The sequence below is a fragment of the Archangium violaceum Cb vi76 genome (assembly GCF_000733295.1).
Classification (GTDB): Bacteria; Myxococcota; Myxococcia; order Myxococcales; family Myxococcaceae; genus Archangium; species Archangium violaceum.
The window spans coordinates 1-15,493 of sequence record NZ_JPMI01000392.1; the positions used below are offsets into that span (position 1 = coordinate 1).

Annotated in this window: 17 protein-coding genes; 10 read left to right on the top strand and 7 right to left on the bottom strand. The window is 67.1% G+C overall.

All coding sequences use genetic code 11. The annotated features are described in order from the left end of the window. The coding region (locus Q664_RS48425; RefSeq protein WP_043413417.1) for a hypothetical protein at positions 1 to 719 on the bottom strand (719 nt) is incomplete at its 3' end. A gap of 18 nt (positions 720 to 737) precedes the next feature. Next, positions 738 to 1,685, bottom strand: coding sequence for a hypothetical protein (locus tag Q664_RS55870; protein WP_235217172.1), 948 nt, complete (start codon positions 1,683 to 1,685; stop codon positions 738 to 740). Between the two features lie 500 nt (positions 1,686 to 2,185). Here Q664_RS55870 and Q664_RS48435 point away from each other — a divergent pair, with 500 nt between their 5' ends. From Q664_RS48435 to ptsP, 7 genes are all read left to right on the top strand, one after another. Further along, positions 2,186 to 4,810, top strand: a complete 2,625-nt coding sequence (locus tag Q664_RS48435; protein WP_043413358.1) for a DUF5916 domain-containing protein — start codon at positions 2,186 to 2,188, stop codon at positions 4,808 to 4,810. A gap of 344 nt (positions 4,811 to 5,154) precedes the next feature. Beyond that, complete coding sequence (locus tag Q664_RS48440) at positions 5,155 to 5,607, top strand: PTS sugar transporter subunit IIA (RefSeq protein ID WP_043413419.1); 453 nt, start codon at positions 5,155 to 5,157, stop codon at positions 5,605 to 5,607. A gap of 33 nt (positions 5,608 to 5,640) precedes the next feature. After that, on the top strand, positions 5,641 to 6,126 hold the full coding sequence (locus Q664_RS48445; protein ID WP_043413362.1) for a PTS sugar transporter subunit IIB: 486 nt from the start codon (positions 5,641 to 5,643) through the stop codon (positions 6,124 to 6,126). 4 nt (positions 6,127 to 6,130) lie between these two features. Continuing rightward, entirely contained in the window at positions 6,131 to 6,847 is a 717-nt protein-coding gene (locus Q664_RS48450) for a PTS sugar transporter subunit IIC (protein ID WP_043413364.1), read from the top strand. Next, positions 6,844 to 7,611, top strand: a complete 768-nt coding sequence (locus Q664_RS48455) for a PTS system mannose/fructose/sorbose family transporter subunit IID (protein WP_043413368.1) — start codon at positions 6,844 to 6,846, stop codon at positions 7,609 to 7,611. Before Q664_RS48450 ends, Q664_RS48455 begins: the two co-directional genes overlap by 4 nt. 25 nt (positions 7,612 to 7,636) lie before the next feature. Beyond that, positions 7,637 to 7,915, top strand: coding sequence for an HPr family phosphocarrier protein (locus tag Q664_RS48460; protein WP_043413371.1), 279 nt, complete (start codon positions 7,637 to 7,639; stop codon positions 7,913 to 7,915). A gap of 41 nt (positions 7,916 to 7,956) precedes the next feature. After that, the gene (gene ptsP, locus Q664_RS48465; protein WP_043413373.1) at positions 7,957 to 9,720 is read left to right on the top strand and encodes a phosphoenolpyruvate--protein phosphotransferase; all 1,764 of its coding nucleotides are present in this window, start codon (positions 7,957 to 7,959) and stop codon (positions 9,718 to 9,720) included. A gap of 126 nt (positions 9,721 to 9,846) precedes the next feature. Here ptsP and Q664_RS48470 read toward each other — a convergent pair whose 3' ends face one another. Continuing rightward, the gene (locus tag Q664_RS48470) at positions 9,847 to 10,377 is read right to left on the bottom strand and encodes an MgtC/SapB family protein (RefSeq protein WP_052519644.1); all 531 of its coding nucleotides are present in this window, start codon (positions 10,375 to 10,377) and stop codon (positions 9,847 to 9,849) included. Between the two features lie 6 nt (positions 10,378 to 10,383). Next, complete coding sequence (locus tag Q664_RS48475; RefSeq protein WP_043413377.1) at positions 10,384 to 10,977, bottom strand: MXAN_6521/LA_1396 family lipoprotein; 594 nt, start codon at positions 10,975 to 10,977, stop codon at positions 10,384 to 10,386. Positions 10,978 to 11,110: 133 nt separating this feature from the next. On the opposite strand from Q664_RS48475, the gene mntA reads away from it, so the two are divergent. From mntA to Q664_RS48490, 3 genes are all read left to right on the top strand, one after another. Further along, complete coding sequence (gene mntA / locus Q664_RS48480) at positions 11,111 to 11,530, top strand: type VII toxin-antitoxin system MntA family adenylyltransferase antitoxin (RefSeq protein WP_152622794.1); 420 nt, start codon at positions 11,111 to 11,113, stop codon at positions 11,528 to 11,530. Then, the gene (gene hepT, locus Q664_RS48485) at positions 11,527 to 11,943 is read left to right on the top strand and encodes a type VII toxin-antitoxin system HepT family RNase toxin (protein WP_052519645.1); all 417 of its coding nucleotides are present in this window, start codon (positions 11,527 to 11,529) and stop codon (positions 11,941 to 11,943) included. The genes mntA and hepT overlap by 4 nt, the downstream gene beginning before the upstream one ends. Before the next feature lie 117 nt (positions 11,944 to 12,060). Further along, positions 12,061 to 13,293 carry a type I restriction endonuclease gene (locus Q664_RS48490; protein WP_043413382.1) on the top strand — a complete coding sequence of 411 codons (1,233 nt, stop codon included), beginning with the start codon at positions 12,061 to 12,063 and terminating at the stop codon, positions 13,291 to 13,293. Positions 13,294 to 13,350: 57 nt separating this feature from the next. Here the strand turns inward: Q664_RS48490 and Q664_RS48495 are convergent, their stop codons facing one another. The 3 genes from Q664_RS48495 to Q664_RS48505 all read right to left on the bottom strand — a co-directional run bounded on the left by Q664_RS48495 (position 13,351) and on the right by Q664_RS48505 (position 15,464). Then, positions 13,351 to 14,376: an inorganic phosphate transporter gene (locus Q664_RS48495; protein ID WP_043413385.1), complete on the bottom strand. Its 1,026-nt coding sequence runs from the start codon at positions 14,374 to 14,376 to the stop codon at positions 13,351 to 13,353. After that, positions 14,377 to 15,003 (bottom strand): DUF47 domain-containing protein, encoded by a 627-nt coding sequence (locus tag Q664_RS48500; protein ID WP_043413388.1) that lies wholly within the window; start codon positions 15,001 to 15,003, stop codon positions 14,377 to 14,379. 107 nt (positions 15,004 to 15,110) lie between these two features. Continuing rightward, entirely contained in the window at positions 15,111 to 15,464 is a 354-nt protein-coding gene (locus Q664_RS48505) for a response regulator transcription factor (protein ID WP_052519646.1), read from the bottom strand. Positions 15,465 to 15,493: the final 29 nt, after the last annotated feature.

Sequence of the window (15,493 nt, forward strand, 5' to 3'; positions counted from 1 at the left end):
GGAATATCCCATGGACAGTGGGCGGGAAGGCCAACGATTCGCGCTTCGAACTGCTGGTTGGGGAGCAGGATGATGTTCTTCTCGTTGTGGATGTTCCATCGGGAGAAGAGGATCATCTTGATGATTCGTTCAGAGCGTGTGGAGCCTCCAGTCGTCCCCTTGCCGATGACCCATTCCTCGATGGCCCCAATGGGAATGAGGTGATGGAAGTTGTGCTCGTACGGATAGAAGGCACCATACCCGCCGAGTACCTCGTTCTGCCGGGGCTGGAATTGAGGACGGTTGCCTTTCCTCTGGGGATGGTTGGGTGTTGGGTTTAGGTGTGAGATCCCGATGTGCCAGCCCTCCTTCCCACGGCGTAGCCAGTCGAGGGACTTCCTTGCCTGCCGAAAGTAGTTCTCCAATGGGGACTTGCGACTCGAGTTGTCAGTGGAGGGGAACTTCTTCCAAATCCACTTCTTTCCCTTGGAACTCACGTCGCTGAAGTCTTTGGTCACGAGTCCGAGGTTCTTGGCAATCTGCTGATGGTCCTTATTGTAGAGCTCGCTTCGCGAACTCAAGGATACCTTATATCCGTTGACCCGGTAGTTGCAGGGGTGGGTGGCCCATGAGGCAGAGGTATGGGGGATGTCGTGTCTCCAGAGGCATCCGTATCCGGTTGGTTTGTCTCGGTGGTTGAGGGTCTTCGCGTCCCAGGCTGCATGTGAGTTGTCGGACATAACGGACCTCCATTGTTCTCAGGGGCGAATGACGAGGCCGGAGGCGACTTCTCCGCTTTCGGCTCTCGACCAGACAAGGCTCTCGGAACTCCGGGCGTAGTTCCTGGCGAAGGACCGTGCCGCAGCGGCGATGGAGATGGCACCGCTTGCTGCGCCTGTGTCACCGAAGGAAACCGCAGGCCAGTGGCTTGCTGTATGACTAAGCAATGATTCTCGTGGAAGCCGTGCGAGGAATGTTCCCCATTCCCGTGCCCGCCTTTCCTCGCCGTTGAGGTCTCCGTAGATGTCCCCAATGTGTGTCGCTTGCGCCAGTGTGCGTTCGATTGTCGCGGCGAGTTGCAACCCCTGACAGGCGCTTCCCCTTTCCAGGACTGTTTCCGTGCCGAGAGAGAGGGCTCCAATGAAAGCCTCGATCCGGGCTCCCCGCCGCTGGGCGGCTCTCTCCTCCTCGACCAACAGCGCCGCCGCGGCCTCACCTGGCATCAGACCGATTGGGTGTTCGGGTGTCTTGAGGCGGCCCTCCTGGAAGAAGTGCTCGACAAGGGGTTGGCTGACGAGGCTGTCGACGCCCACGATGAGTGCACGCTGGAACTGGCCTGCTGCAATTGACTTGGAGACATCCGAGAGCGCTGTTAGGACGGAGGCATGTCCTCGCGGAAGCACGTGCTGCTTCTCCCGGGGAATATCGAGGCGAGCGCGGCGGACGGCGAGGGGCACGAGCTCCTCTTTGAGCAAGACCTCGAGTTCTTCCTGCTCCAGCGTTCTGGCCCTGGAAATCCCGAGGATGAGTGCCGTATCCCGCCAGAACCTGGACTCTGAGGTGCTGAGTCGCGCGTAATGGATGAGATCCCGAAGCGACTGGTGCACCAACAGTGCATGAAGCGCCAGGCTCGTGAATCCATCAGTCAGCCCGGAAATCGGGTGTCCAATGACGGGCTCTACACCTGGCATGTCGCCGGAGGACACGACATGGTAATCGAGAGCTCTGGGGCGAGCCATGCCGCACCGCAACGCCGCGCACCCACCGATAACCCCCCCGAGTGTGCTTGTCAGGCCAAGTCCAGTAATCGCGAGGCGCATACCTGTGATTCTACATCCATTACGAGTGGATGGCGATCGTCAGGGTAGGACGGCGAGTGGAGTGTCCTCGCTGTCCGGCCGATGAGTGTATCCGATGAATTTCTCGTCCCGTGTTGTCCCCCCGTACAATTCGAGCGCCTGATGGGTCGCTGGTTCCTGCATCCCATCCGGGGTGCCCTCACGTTGGCGGCATGTTCTTCTTCTTCTCCAACAAGCTTGGGCGTCTGGGCTCTGTCCTTGTCTCACTTGCGCTCTCCGCGCTCCTCTACGTTCTATTCCGTGGGTTCTGAGGTGGCTCGCTCCGCGAACCGGCGAGGGGCGCTCCCCTGGCAGGTGGTCTCGTTCTGGCTCGCGTCCGGGGCCTGGATATGGTTCTTCGCCCCGCCATGTCGCGCTCCGTCCTCGCGCTCGCCGCGCTCTCCGTCCCGCTCCTCGCGAGCCTCTCCGCCCGGGCCCAGCCCTCCACGGCCGGGGAAGGGCGGCGCCTGGAGGCGGTGCGTGTGGAGCAGGGCCCGCGCGTGGACGGCGTGCTGGATGACGACATCTGGCGCCGCATCCCCTTCACCAGCGACTTCACCCAGAAGGAGCCCGAGCAGGGCAAGCCGTCCACGCTGCGCACGGAGGTGGCCTTCGTCTACGACGCCGAGGCCCTCTACGTGGGCGCGCGCATGGCCAGCGACAAGCCCGAGGACATCGAGACGGTGATGACCCGGCGCGACGAGAGCGGCTCGGCCGAGCGCCTCATCATCTCGCTGGACACGTACCGGGACCGGCGCACCGCCTACAGCTTCGCCGTCACCGCCGCCGGGGTACGCGTGGACTGGTATCACCCCCAGGACCACGAGTACGTCCGCGACGCCTCCTACAGCCCCGTCTGGGAGGCCCGCACCATGCAGACGTCCGTGGGCTGGGTGGCCGAGCTGCGCATCCCCTTCTCCCAGTTGCGCTTCAACGCGGCCGAGCAGCAGGTGTGGGGTCTCAACATCAACCGCTACATCCCCCGCCGCAACGAGGACGCCTTCTGGGTGGTGGTGCCGCGCGACGTCACCGCCTGGTCCTCCCACTTCGGCGAGCTCACCGGCATCCGCGGTGTGGCGCCCTCGCGCCGCATCGAGGTGGTGCCCTACCTCGCCGGGGACATCCAGGCGGCCTCGGGCGCCAACCCGCGTGCCGGCACGCCCTTCGAGAAGCGCACCCCCTACTCGGGCCGCGCGGGCCTGGACGCGAAGATGGGCCTCGGGCCCAACCTCACCCTGGACGCCACGGTGAACCCGGACTTCGGTCAGGTCGACGCGGACCCGGCCCAGGTGAACCTCACCGCCTTCGAGAACTTCTTCGAGGAGCGCCGCCCCTTCTTCACCGAGGGTGGCCAGCTCCTCAACAACAGCAGCGGCTATGGGCCCGCCTACTTCTACTCGCGCCGCGTGGGGGGCGCGCCGCGGCTCTCCGCGTCCGCGGATTTCGTCGAGTCCCCGCGCGCCAGCACCATCTGGGGCGCGGCGAAGCTCACCGGGCGGTTGTCCTCGGGCCTGTCGCTGGGCGCCCTGGGGGCCTTCACCGGGGACGCGTTCGCGGACACCTATGACTTCGCCACCGGGGCGCGGGGCCGGGTGAAGCTCGATTCGCGCACCGGCTTCGGCGTGCTGCGCGCGCAGCAGGAGCTGGGCCCTGGCGGCTCGGTGGTGGGGGCCACCGCCACCACGATGTACCGGCACATCGGCGGAGGTCAGGGCCTCACGCGGCAGTTGGCCCGCGAGGCGTATTCGGGAGGCGCGGACTTCCGGCTGCGCATGGGCGGCGAGTACTTCGTCTCCGGCTACGCGGGCGGCAGCCTGGTGCGCGGAGACGCCGCCGCCATCACCCGGCTCCAGGAGTCCAGCGCCCGCTACTTCCAGCGGCCGGACCAGTCGTACGTGCGCGTGGACCCCGAGGCCACCGCGCTGTCCGGCTACGCGCTCGGCGCGAAGGTGGAGCGGGTGAGTGGTGAGCACTGGCTGTGGAACGCCAGCGCCAACGCGCTCTCCCCGGGCTTCGAGCTCAACGACCTGGGCCGGCTCAACACCGCGGACGACCTCGATGCCAGCCTGGGCCTGACGTACCGGGAGACGAACCCGGGCCGCCTGCTGCGCAACTGGGAGCTGGGCCTGTCCGCCGCCTCCAACTGGAACTACGGCCTCACGCGCCAGTCCAGCGAGCTGGAGTTGACCGGTGCGGCCACCTTCCCCAACTTCTGGGCGGGCGAGTTCCGGGTGACGTACCTGCCGCGGGCCTTCTCGGACTCGCTCACCCGGGGCGGGCCGCTCATGCGGACGGCGCAGGGCGTGGACGGGGAGCTCACCCTCGAGAACAGCTTCAATGACACCACGCGTTGGCGCGTGACCGGCTCGCTCTGGGCGTTCGAGCAGGGCAGCCAGGGCGGCTTCGTGTCGGCCTCGCTCACCCTGCAGCTCCACCGGCGTCTGCGCCTGGGCCTCGAGCCCACCGCCTCCCTCTACACCGAGGGGATGCAGTACGTGGACACGCTGGAGGGAGGCGGCGCCGGGACGTTCGGCAATCGCTACGTCTTCGGCTCCGTGCGGCGCCGCGAGGTGGCGCTGCGGCTGCGCGCCAACCTCTTCCTCTCTCCGGACCTGAGCATCGAGGCCTACGCCGAGCCCTTCGCCTCCAGCGGCTCCTTCAGCGGCTTCGGCGAGCTGGAGCGGGCCGGTGGCACCCTGCGCCGCTACGGCTCCTTCTCGCGCCTGGCGGACGGGGACATGGAGCTGGTGGACGGCGGCTCCTCCTTCCGCCTGGGTGACCCGGACTTCAACCTGCGCTCCTTCCGCAGCAACGTGGTGCTGCGCTGGGAGTGGCGGCCGGGCAGCACCGTCTTCCTCGTGTGGCAGCAGGACCGCTCCACCCCCTCGGCCCGGAGCGACCCGCTGTCGCCCCGTTTCCTCGGTGATGCGCTCACTTCACCCGGTGGGCATACCTTTGCCCTCAAGCTGAGCGGGTGGTTCACCGCCGGCTGACTCCTCCCTCTCCCGCCAGGAGAGGGCCGGGTGAGGATTGCGCCTCCGCGCGCTCACACCCCCTCCCGCGCATCTCCTCCTGATGGGTGGCAAGATGCGCGAGCGACCCGGCGCTCCTCCCGCCTGTCCCTGCCTCCTCGTCTGGCAGACGACAGCGGTTCGTCCGAAAGACGGTGAAATTGCGGGCGGGGGGCCGGAAGCTGACTTACCTTCCTTCTGCAAGGGAAGGTGGGTGGGAGTGGGGTGGTGGCTTGGGTGCCAACGGAAACTTTCGGTGGGGGTTGCGCATCGCACCATTCAGGCGTAGTCAGGTCCAGCCCTGGGGGGGCTGGTGAGAGGTGATCATGGTCGGCCTCGTAGTGGCATCGCACGGACGTCTGGCGGACGAGCTGGTAGCGACCGCTGAGCAGATCGTGGGCAAGCTGCCCGCGGTGGCGACCTGCAACATCGAGCCTGGAACCTCGGTCGAGGAGCTCCGGGCGAAGATGCGGCAGGCGGTGACCGCGTTGGATCAGGGCGATGGCGTCATCGTCATGGCCGACCTCTTCGGCGGTACTCCCTGCAAGGAGTCGCTGATGATGTGCTCGGAGCGCTGTCAGTCGGGCAAGCTGGAGGTGCTCGCGGGCGTGAACCTCCCGATGCTCCTCAAGGCCAACTCCCTGCGCTCCGAGGACCTGCCCCTGGCGGAGATGGCCAGCCAGCTGGCGTCCTATGGACAGCGCAACATCACCTGTGCTTCAGCCCTGTTGCGCGAGGCCCAGCAGCGTCAGCCGCAACCGCCCGCGCCGCGAACTTGACGGCCCCCCGAGGGTGGGCGATTCGAGACTGCTGTGATCACCCTGGTCCGCGTCGACAACCGCCTCATTCATGGACAGGTCGTCGAGGCCTGGCTCCCGCATTTGAAGGTCTCGCGCGTCGTCGTGGCTGACGACGAGGCGGCCAGCAGCCCGTTGGTGCGCGCCGCCATGGCCCTGGCGGTGCAGAGCGCCATCGAGGTGCAGATCTTCCCGCTGGCGCAGGTGGACTTCGCCGGCCTCTCCAAGGATGCCGTCAAGACGCTGGTGCTGCTGCGGGACGTGGCGGCGGTGCCCTTCGCGCAGGCGCACGGGCTGAAGGTGGAGCAGCTCAACCTGGGCAACGTGCACTTCGGGACGGGCCGGCGGCAGGTGTCGCCCTCCGTCTTCCTGGCCGAGTCGGAGCTGCAGGCGCTGCAGCGGCTGGCGGACGAGGGCGTGAAGGTGGAGGCGCGGGCGGTGCCGGCGGAGAAGCCGGTGGAGCTGGCGGACCTCAAAGAGCGGTGGGGAAAGGCGGGATGAGGCCGTGAGCGTGGGCTGGACCCAGGTCGCGCTCGCCGGCGTCTGGGGCGGCCTCGTCGCGGTGGAGCGCAAGGCCTTCCTGCAGGCCATGTTCTCCCGCCCGCTGGTGGCGGCCACCGCCATGGGGCTGCTGCTCAACGACGTGCCCTCCGGGCTCTTCATCGGCATGTTGCTGGAGCTCTTCCACCTGGGCACGGCCAACCTGGGCGCCGCGCTGCCGGACAACGACACGCTGTCGGCCACCGGCACCTCCGCCGCCGCGGCCACCATGGCGGCGGCCACCGGCGCCGGTTCCACGCCGGCCCTCTGGTCCATCGCCATCCTGCTCTTCATCGGGCTGGCACGGGTGGGCCTGGTGGTGGACCGGGTGCTGGAGCGCTACTCGTCGCGCCTGGCGCGCAAGGCCATGGCCTCGGCCGAGGCGGGCCAGCTCACCCGCGCCATGCAGCAGAACCTCTGGGGCATGTGGCCGCACTTCGTCCTCTTCGGGGCGATCACCGCCGCGTGCGCGCTGGTGGGCTTCTTTCTCGGGCCGCTGCTGGAGCGGCTGCCGTTGCCGGCGCTGCGGGGCCTGGCGTGGGCCTACCCGGCCATGGCCTCGGTGGCGGCCTCCATCGCCGCGCGGGGCAGCCATGCCCGGCGGGCCCCCCTCTTCGCGGGCCTGGGCGCCGGGATCGTCACCCTGGCCGTGCTCCTCGTCCTGCTCCGGGGGTGCTTGTGAGCGTCGTCAGCCCGCCCCTCAGCCGAGGAGTGCTGCTGCGCGTCTTCCTGCGCTCGCTCTTCCTGCAGGCGTCGTGGAATCCCCAGGGCATGCAGAACCTGGGGCTGGCCTACGCCATCTACCCGGCGCTGGAGCGGCTCTACCCGGACAAGCAGGCACTCGAGGAGGCGGTGCGCCGCCACCTCGTCTTCTTCAACACCCACCCGTACGTGGCGGCGGCCATCGTGGGGGGCGTCCTCTACCACGAGCAGCGGATTGCCCGGGGCGAGGAGCCGCCGGACCGGGTGGTGGCCTTCAAGGCGGCCCTCATGGGGCCCCTGGCGGCGCTGGGGGATGGCTTCTTCTGGTTGTCGCTCAAACCGGCCACCGGGGCGGTGTGCGCGGCGCTGGTGCCGATTCTGGCGGCGTGGGCGGCGGTGCTCTTCCTCGTCCTCTACAACCTCGTCCACCTGACGCTCCGGGCCCGGTTGTACTTGCTGGGATTGACGTTGGGGGACAGGCTGGTGGAGGCGGTGGCGAGGGCGAATCTTCCCACTCGGGGAGCGAAGCTGCGGGCGGTGGCGGCGGCGTGCGCGGGGGGACTGGCGGCCTGGCTGGCCGTCACCTTCGGGGCCAACGCGGGCGGCCGCTTCGCGCCCCTGCTGTCCGCGGGCTGCCTGGCCCTGGGGGTGGTGTCCTACCTCCTGGTCGCCCGGCGGGTTCCGAACTACGTGGTGCTCTATCTCGCCGCGGGACTGGCCTGTGTGGCGGGCGCCTTTTTGTAGAGGAAGAGGAGAACAGGGACTGGCAATGTCGAGCATGGCCGAAGGGACATTCGAGATCATCAACGCCCTGGGGTTGCATGCCCGGGCGGCGGCGCAGCTGGTCCAGGTGGCCAACCGCTACAAGAGCGAGGTGACGCTCCTGTGCGAGGGCCAGAAAGCCAACGCCAAGTCCATCATGGGGGTGCTGATGCTGGCGGCGGCCCAGGGCATGGAAGTGACGGTGACGTGCAAGGGAGACGACGCCGAGGCGTGTCTCCAGGACATCCAGAAGCTCATCGCCAACAGGTTCGGCGAGTCGCAGTGAAGCCACACGCGCGGCGAGCCGCCGCAGACGAAGAAGGGACCGTGAGCAGCCAGGCCACCCCCACGTTGAGTCTGAAGGGCATCGGCGCCTCTCCGGGCGTGGCGGTGGGCCACGCCTACATCCTGGACCGCAAGCGGGTGCGCACCCCCAAGCTGCGGCTGGCCGAGGCCGAGGTCGATCCCGAGCGCATGCGGATGAAGACGGCGTTGGACCTGTCCGACCGCCAGCTCTCCGAGCTCAAGGAACAGATAACCCGCTCCGAGGGGCCCGAGCACGGCCTCATCATCGAGGCCCACCGGTTGATGCTCCACGATCCCATGTTCGTGGACGAGGTGAACCGGCTGATTGTGGAGGACCGCATCAACGCGGAGTGGGCGGTGCGGCGGGTGGCGCGCAAGCTCAAGCACCTCTTCGACAACATTCCGGACGAGTACTTCCGGGAGCGGCGCTCGGACGTGGAGTACGTGGCGGACCGGGTGGTGCGCAACCTGATGGGGCAGGTGGTGGACGAGGAGGTGTCGCTGCCGGACCACGCGGTGGTGGTGGCGCACGACTTGTCGCCCGCGGACACGGCGATGATGGCGCGCAGCGGGCGGGTGGCGGGCTTCGTCACGGACCTGGGCGGCCAGACGAGCCACACGGCCATCGTCGCGCGCGCCCGCTCCACGCCGGCGGTGGTGGGCGCGGGCCGGGCCAGCGAGCAGATTTCGCCGGGAGACCTGGTGGCGCTGGATGGCACGCGGGGCCTCGTCCTGGTGAACCCCACGGAGGACCAGTTGGCGCTCTTCCACGAGACGATGCGCCGCCACGCGGAGATGGAGGCCCGGGCGCTGGAGGCCAAGGATCTGCCGGCGCAGAGCACGGATGGCTTCCGCATCCGGCTGGTGGGGAACATCGAGTTCCCGGAGGAGATCTCCTCACTGTTGTCGCACGGGGCGGAGGGCATCGGCCTGTACCGCACCGAGTTCATGTTCCTGGACCGCAAGAGCCCGCCGACGGAGGAGGAGCAGTACCGGGCCTACCGGCAGGTGCTGGAGGCGATGGGCGGCAGGCCCGTCACCATCCGCACGTTGGACCTGGGCGGGGACAAGGTGCCGGGGAAGACGAAGCACGAGAAGGAGCCCAACCCGGCCATGGGGTTGCGGGCCATCCGCTACTGCCTGGCCAACCGGGAGTTGTTCCGGGTGCAGCTGCGCGCGCTGCTGCGGGCGAGCGTGCACGGGAACATGCGGATGATGTTCCCGCTCATCTGCGGGATGAGCGAGCTGCGCGAGGCCCGGAGCGAGCTGGAGGCCTGCCGCACGGAGCTGGGGCGTGCGGGCGTTCCACTCGGCAAGCGCTTCCAGGTGGGCATCATGGTGGAGACGCCCAGCGCGGCGCTGATAGCGGACCGGCTGGCGCAGGAGGCGGACTTCTTCTCGGTGGGGACGAACGACCTCATCCAGTACTCGCTGGCGATCGACCGGCAGAACCGGGACGTGGCGTACCTGTACAAGCCCCTGCACCTGTCGGTGTTGCGCTCGCTGAAGAACATCGTGTCGGCGGCGAAGAGCGCGGGCATTCCGGTGGCCATGTGCGGCGAGATGGCGGGCGACCCCATCTACGCGCTGGTGTTGTTGGCGCTGGGCTTCGACGAGCTGTCGATGACGGCGGGACAGATTCCCACGGTGAAGGGCATCATCCGGGAGTCGAGCCGTGCGGATGCGGAGCAGTTGCTCGAGACGGCGATGGAGTTGACGACGGCGGAGGAAATCGAGCGGTTCATCCGCACGGAGATGGACCGTCGCCTGGGCGAGCAGCCGTGAGTACCCACCCCTGAGAGCCCACCCCTCTCCCCTCGGGGAGGGACGGGGTGAGGGTGCCAGGGACCACAGGTTGAACCCGTGCGAAGCTCCCTCTCCCTCTGGGAGAGGGCTGGGGTGAGGGTCTGCCTACTTCCGTGGCTTCTCCGTGTTCTGCCCGTCCTCCGTGGGCTCCTGGACGCTCAGATCATGATCGGCGAGGAGCCCGTGCCGCTTGCGGAAGCGGCGGATGGCGTGCTCGAGGAATCGCAGGCCGACGAGGGCGAAGAGGGCGAGCCCCGTGGTGGCGAGGGCGAGCAGGGGGGCGCCGATGCCAACGGCGAGGCCCACGGAGGCGGTGAGCCAGAGATTGGCGGCGGTGGTGAGTCCCCGGATGCTGGCACCATGGCGGAGGATGGCGCCGCCGCCGAGGAAGCCGATGCCGACGACGATCTGACTGGCGATGCGGGTGACGTCGGCCCGGACCTCCTGGTGCGTGTCGGCGCCGAGCGATTGCTCGGCGAAGAAGCTGGTCAGGGTGAAGAGGCAGGAGCCGAGGCAGACGAGGATATGGGTGCGCAGCCCCGCGCTCTGCCCGCGGACCTCGCGCTCGAAGCCGAGCGCGAAGCCGAGCCCGAAGGAGATGCCGAGCCGGAGGAGGGCGGTGTCCTGGTCCACCATGGAGGGTTACTCCCCGAGCTCGATCTTCTCCTCGACATCCGCGTCATTGAGGGTGGGGCGGGGGAGGGTGTCGAGGGTGGCGCTGAGGAGGCGGAAGGTGGGGCCGACGTAGGGGGCGACATCGGCGCCGAGCTCGCTGGTGTATTGGGCGGTGAGCTCCTTGTAGCGCTCGTCCTCGGAGGGCCAGCTTCCGGCGGCCTCGGCGGCCCAGACCTCCTGGCCGTCACGGCAGCGCAGCAGTTGGGCCTTCACGTCGGCCTCCACGCCATTGCCGGAGCGCTTCACGTTGGGGGAGAGCCAGAGGACACCCTCGATGCCCTCGACGCACAGGCCCTTGTGGGAGGTGTCCTCGGGGGAACCGGCGAGGGCGAGGTTGGCCTTGGCGATGAAGTCGCGGTTCTGGTTGACGTAGCGGCGGGCGATGAGGCTCCACAGCTCGCCGACCTCCTGCTTGCCGTCGGGGAGCGGCTGGGTGACCACGGCCAGCCGCTTGACCTGTGTCTTGTCCACGGTCTCGTAGTCGGGGCGGACGCGGCTGCTCTTCACGGTGGCACAGCCGGCGAGCAGCACGAGTCCCAGAACGAGCGCGAGTCGATTCATCGTCGGTTTCCTCTCCAGAGGGGCGCCCGTTTCTACACCACGCCCTGGATGGGGCGTGCGGAATGAAAGGGGAAGGGGCTCGAGGTGAGGAGGAGGTGGAAGATGGAAGACGGTGTCCTTATTCTTGGGAATCATGGACGCTCTGCTCCAGAAACTTCGCGAAAGCCTCGCGGCCCGGGGGGATGTTGCGTTCGCCGTGCTTTTTGGCTCGGGAGCCCGGGGGGAGCTGAAGCCGTCGAGTGACCTGGATCTGGCACTTCGGTTGGAGCCAGCGCCGGATGCCTGGGAGCTAGGGGGCCTCGTGGCGGACCTGATGAAGGCCACGGGACGCCGGGTGGACGTGGTGCTGTTGCCCCAGGTGCGCTCCGCCTTGTTGCGTCATGAGATCTCCAAGGGGGTGCTCCTCTTGGGAGATAAGGACGAATGGATTGAGTTCCGGCAGCAAGCCATGCGGGAGTGGCGTGACTTCGAGCCGAGGTTCCGCCGCTACACGGAGGCAGGACTCCGGAAATTCCTGAGGGAGCAGGGAGAACAATCGGGGCAGAGCCGATGAAAGCGGTCGTTCTGAAGAAAGCCGAGCGCTTGCGCGAGCGCCTGTCGCTCATCGCTCCGCTGGCCACGGTCACTCCCGAGGTTTTCATGGCGGAGCGGCCGAGGCGCGACCTCTGTGCCTTCTATCTCATCCTCGCGGTCGAGGAGTGCCGTGACCTGGCGGAGCACCTGATTGCCGAGAACGCCTGGGGTGCACCGGAGTCGGCGGGCGAGGAGTTCGAGTTGCTCGCCCAGAAGGGAGTCATCGACGCGGCACTCGCCCGCCGCATGCGTCAGGCGGTGGGATTGCGCAACCTGTTGGTGCACGAATACGCCGAGGTGGATTGGGTCCGTGTCCATTCGGCGGCCAATGACCTCTCGCGCTTGAGCGAGTTCCTCGCGGCGGTGCTGCGATTCTCGGGGCTGCAACCTTAGATCCCTCATCGTCCTCATTGCGGCTGGCGTCACTTGGGGCCTGGAGTCTGGTGCGGTAAGGTCCCGAGTGTTCGCTGTGACACGTTTGTGCCTGCACCAAGGCATGAGGGGGAACGAATGGGACTCAGTGAGGATTTGAGGCAGCTCTCGGAGCAGGTGAAGAAGCGGCAGGCCTTCATCAAGGGCGAAGAAGCCACGAAACAGGCCCTCATCCTGCCCTTCCTCCAGGTGCTCGGTTACGACGTCTACGATCCCACGGAGACCCAGCCTGAATACGTGGCGGATTTCGCCAAGAAGCGGGGTGGGGTGCTCGAAAAGGTCGATTACGCGCTCCACCTCAAGGGGCAGCCCGCGCTCTTCATCGAGTGCAAGGCCGCGGATGCCGCACCCGAGGACCATGATGGTCAGCTTTCGCGATACTTCAACGCCACGCCGTCGGTGCGAATCGGTGTCGTGACGAATGGCATTCGCTACCGGTTCTTCACGGACCTCCAGGCGCAGAACATGATGGACTCCGTGCCGTTCATGGAGTTCAACATCCTCTCGTTCACCGAGCGGGAGGTCGAACTCCTCCGGCCTTTCACGAAGGAGGCATTCAACTCCGAGTCCATCCAGGGGCATGCGGAGGAGATCATCTTCGTGGGCAAGGTGACGGCACTCATCAACGAGCTGCTGCGCAATCCTTCCGAGAGCTTCGTCCGGTTCCTGCTCGCCGAGGTGGAGCTCGTTTCGGGCCGTGTGACGAAGAACGTGGTGGAGCGGTTCATCCCCATCGTCAAGAAGGCCATCCAGACGACCCTGCTCGACATGATGACGAAGTCGATTCAACAGGAGATCGCTCTGCCCAATGTCCAGGCGGTTACGCCTGTTGCTGCTCCGCCTGCTCCTCCGTCCGCCGCGGAATCGCTCCAGGCGGCTGCCAGTGCGGTCGAACCGTCCTCCGGTACCCAGATCGAGACGACCGAGGTGGAGCTGGAGATCTTCCGGATCGTCCAGCGGATCTGCGCGGAATCGCCCATCAAGCAGACCGTTGGCTACAAGGACTCGGCGAGCTACTTCGGCATCAACCTGGGCAAGGTGACTTCCTGGTTCCTGCGGGCCTTCACCAATGGCAAGAAGAAGTCCCTCGTGTCTCGTGTTCCCCTCGAGCAGGCCTTGATGCTGGCGAAGGGCTTCGAGGTGGAAGCCACTCCCGAAAGCATCGGCAAGAGCCGCGTGTACTTCAACGCCCCGAGCGATATCGAGAAGCTGCGGGCGCTCGTGCTCGTTGCGTACGAGGATGAAGTGAAGCGTCAGAGCTCGCCGGTGCCCGACGGAGGCGACTCTTCGACCGAGGTCGTGGCGAGCTGAGCTGGGGCGTGACTTCGGGAAGCGGGAGGACGGGGGGCCTCCCGCCTCTCGGGGCGCTCACCCCACCGCCATCACCACCAGCCGGGACAGTCCATAGACGAGCACGGCCATGAGCGCCGAGGCGGGGATGGTGAACACCCACGCCCAGATGATGCGGCCGGCCGTGCCCCACTTCACCGCGCGCCAGCCCTTGGTGGAGCCCACGCCCGTGATGGCGCCCGTGATGGTGTGCGTGGTGGACACCGGGATGCCCAGCTTCGCCAGCGCGATGATGGTGACACCTCCACCCGTCTCCGCCGCGAAGCCGCCAATGGGCGCCAGCTTCGTGAGGCTGTGACCCATCGTCTTCACGATGCGCCACCCTCCGAAGAAGGTTCCCAGCGCGATGGCCGCGTGGCACGAGATGATCATCCACCAGTCGATGTGGAAGGGCCGGTCCTTCCAGATGGTGCCGAAGAGCACCACCGCGATGATGCCCATCACCTTCTGTGCGTCATTGGTGCCGTGGCTGTAGGAGAAGATGGCGGAGGAGACGAGCTGCAGGCGCCGGAACCACGTGTCCACCTTCAGCGGCGTCTGCTTGTGCACCGTCCACGTGCTCACCACCATCAGCGCCGTGCCCAGCACCATGCCGATGAGCGGCGAGAGCACGATGAAGGCGGCGATCTTCGCGATGCCCGAGCCCACCAGCCCCGCCATGCCGAGCACCGGCAGCGTGGCGCCAATCATCCCTCCCGCCAGTGCGTGCGAGGACGAGGAGGGCAGGCCCCACCACCACGTCAGCAGGTTCCACGCGATGGCGCCCATCAGCGCGGAGAAGATGACCAGCAGCACCGCTTCCGAGCCCGAGGCCCGCAGCATCTCGAAGTCGATGATGCCCTTGCCCATGGTGTTGGCCACCTTCACCCCGCCGCCAAACGCCGCGACGAAGTTGAAGAAGGCCGCCCACGCCACCGCCAGGTTCGGCGACAGCACCCGCGTGGACACCACCGTGGCGATGGAATTGGCCGCGTCGTGAAAGCCGTTGATGAAGTCGAAGACGAGCGCGACCGCGACGATGAGAACGACAGCCGTGAGCAACATTTACGAGTGCTCCAGGACCACGCCTTCGATGACGTTCGCCACACCCTGGCACTTGTCCGTGGCCGTCTCGATGAGGTCGTAGATCTCCTTCCACTTGATGATCGTCAGCGGGTCCGCGCCGCTCTTGAAGAGCCGGCCCAGCCCCGAGCGCAGCACCTCGTCCGCCTGCGTCTCCAGCCGCTTGATCTCCTTGCAGCCGGCGAGGATCTGCTCGGGCTTCTTGATGAGCCGCAGCGCCGCCACCACCTCCTGCACCTTCTCGGCGCTGATCACCAGCAGCCGCGCCAGCTCGGTGGCGTCCGGCAGGCTCGACTGGATCTCGTAGTAGTGGATGCGGCTCGCCGCCGCGTTGGCCAGGTCCAGCACGTCGTCGATGCGCGACAGCAGGGTGTGGATCTGCGCCCGGTCGAACGGGGTGATGAACTGCTTGTGCAGCCGGTTGAAGGCGGTGTGCGTCACCTCGTCGCCCTTGTGCTCTATGTCCTTCAGGGCCTGCACCCGGGCGCCCACGTCCCGGAAGTCGCTCAGCAGGGCATGCAGCATGCGGGCGCCTTCCACCGTGACAGCACACTGGGCATCGAAGTCGTCGAAGAACTCGTCCGACTTGGGCATCAGCTTCTCGAGCATCGCGCTTCTCCTGGGCCGGACTTGACGCGTCCCGTCACCCATCCGTTGCGGAGGGGGTGACTACAACACCTGCGCATAAGTACCAGCATGAAAGATGTGTTGGAGCTTCAGGGAACTCGTAGCAGCGCTGTGACCCGCGCCACGACCTCCTGCACCTTGAAGGGCTTGAGGATGACTTCCACCCCCTGGACGCGGGCGTGGGCATCCGGACGGGCGGAGAGCACCAGGACGCGCAGGGCGTGCGTGACCGGGTCCGCCCGGAGCTGGCGGTATAGCTCCGCTCCATCCATGTCGGGGAGCATCAGGTCCAGCAGGACCAGGTCCGGGAGTCCCTCGCGCACCCGCGCCAGGGCTTCCGCTCCTGTATGCGCCTGGGTGGTGGTGAAGCCCGCCCGCCCGAGGTTGTACGCCAGCAGCCCCGCCAGGTCCGGTTCGTCATCGACGATCAGGATGTGCGGCATGCGCGGACTGTAGGGGCCCCGGCTTCACG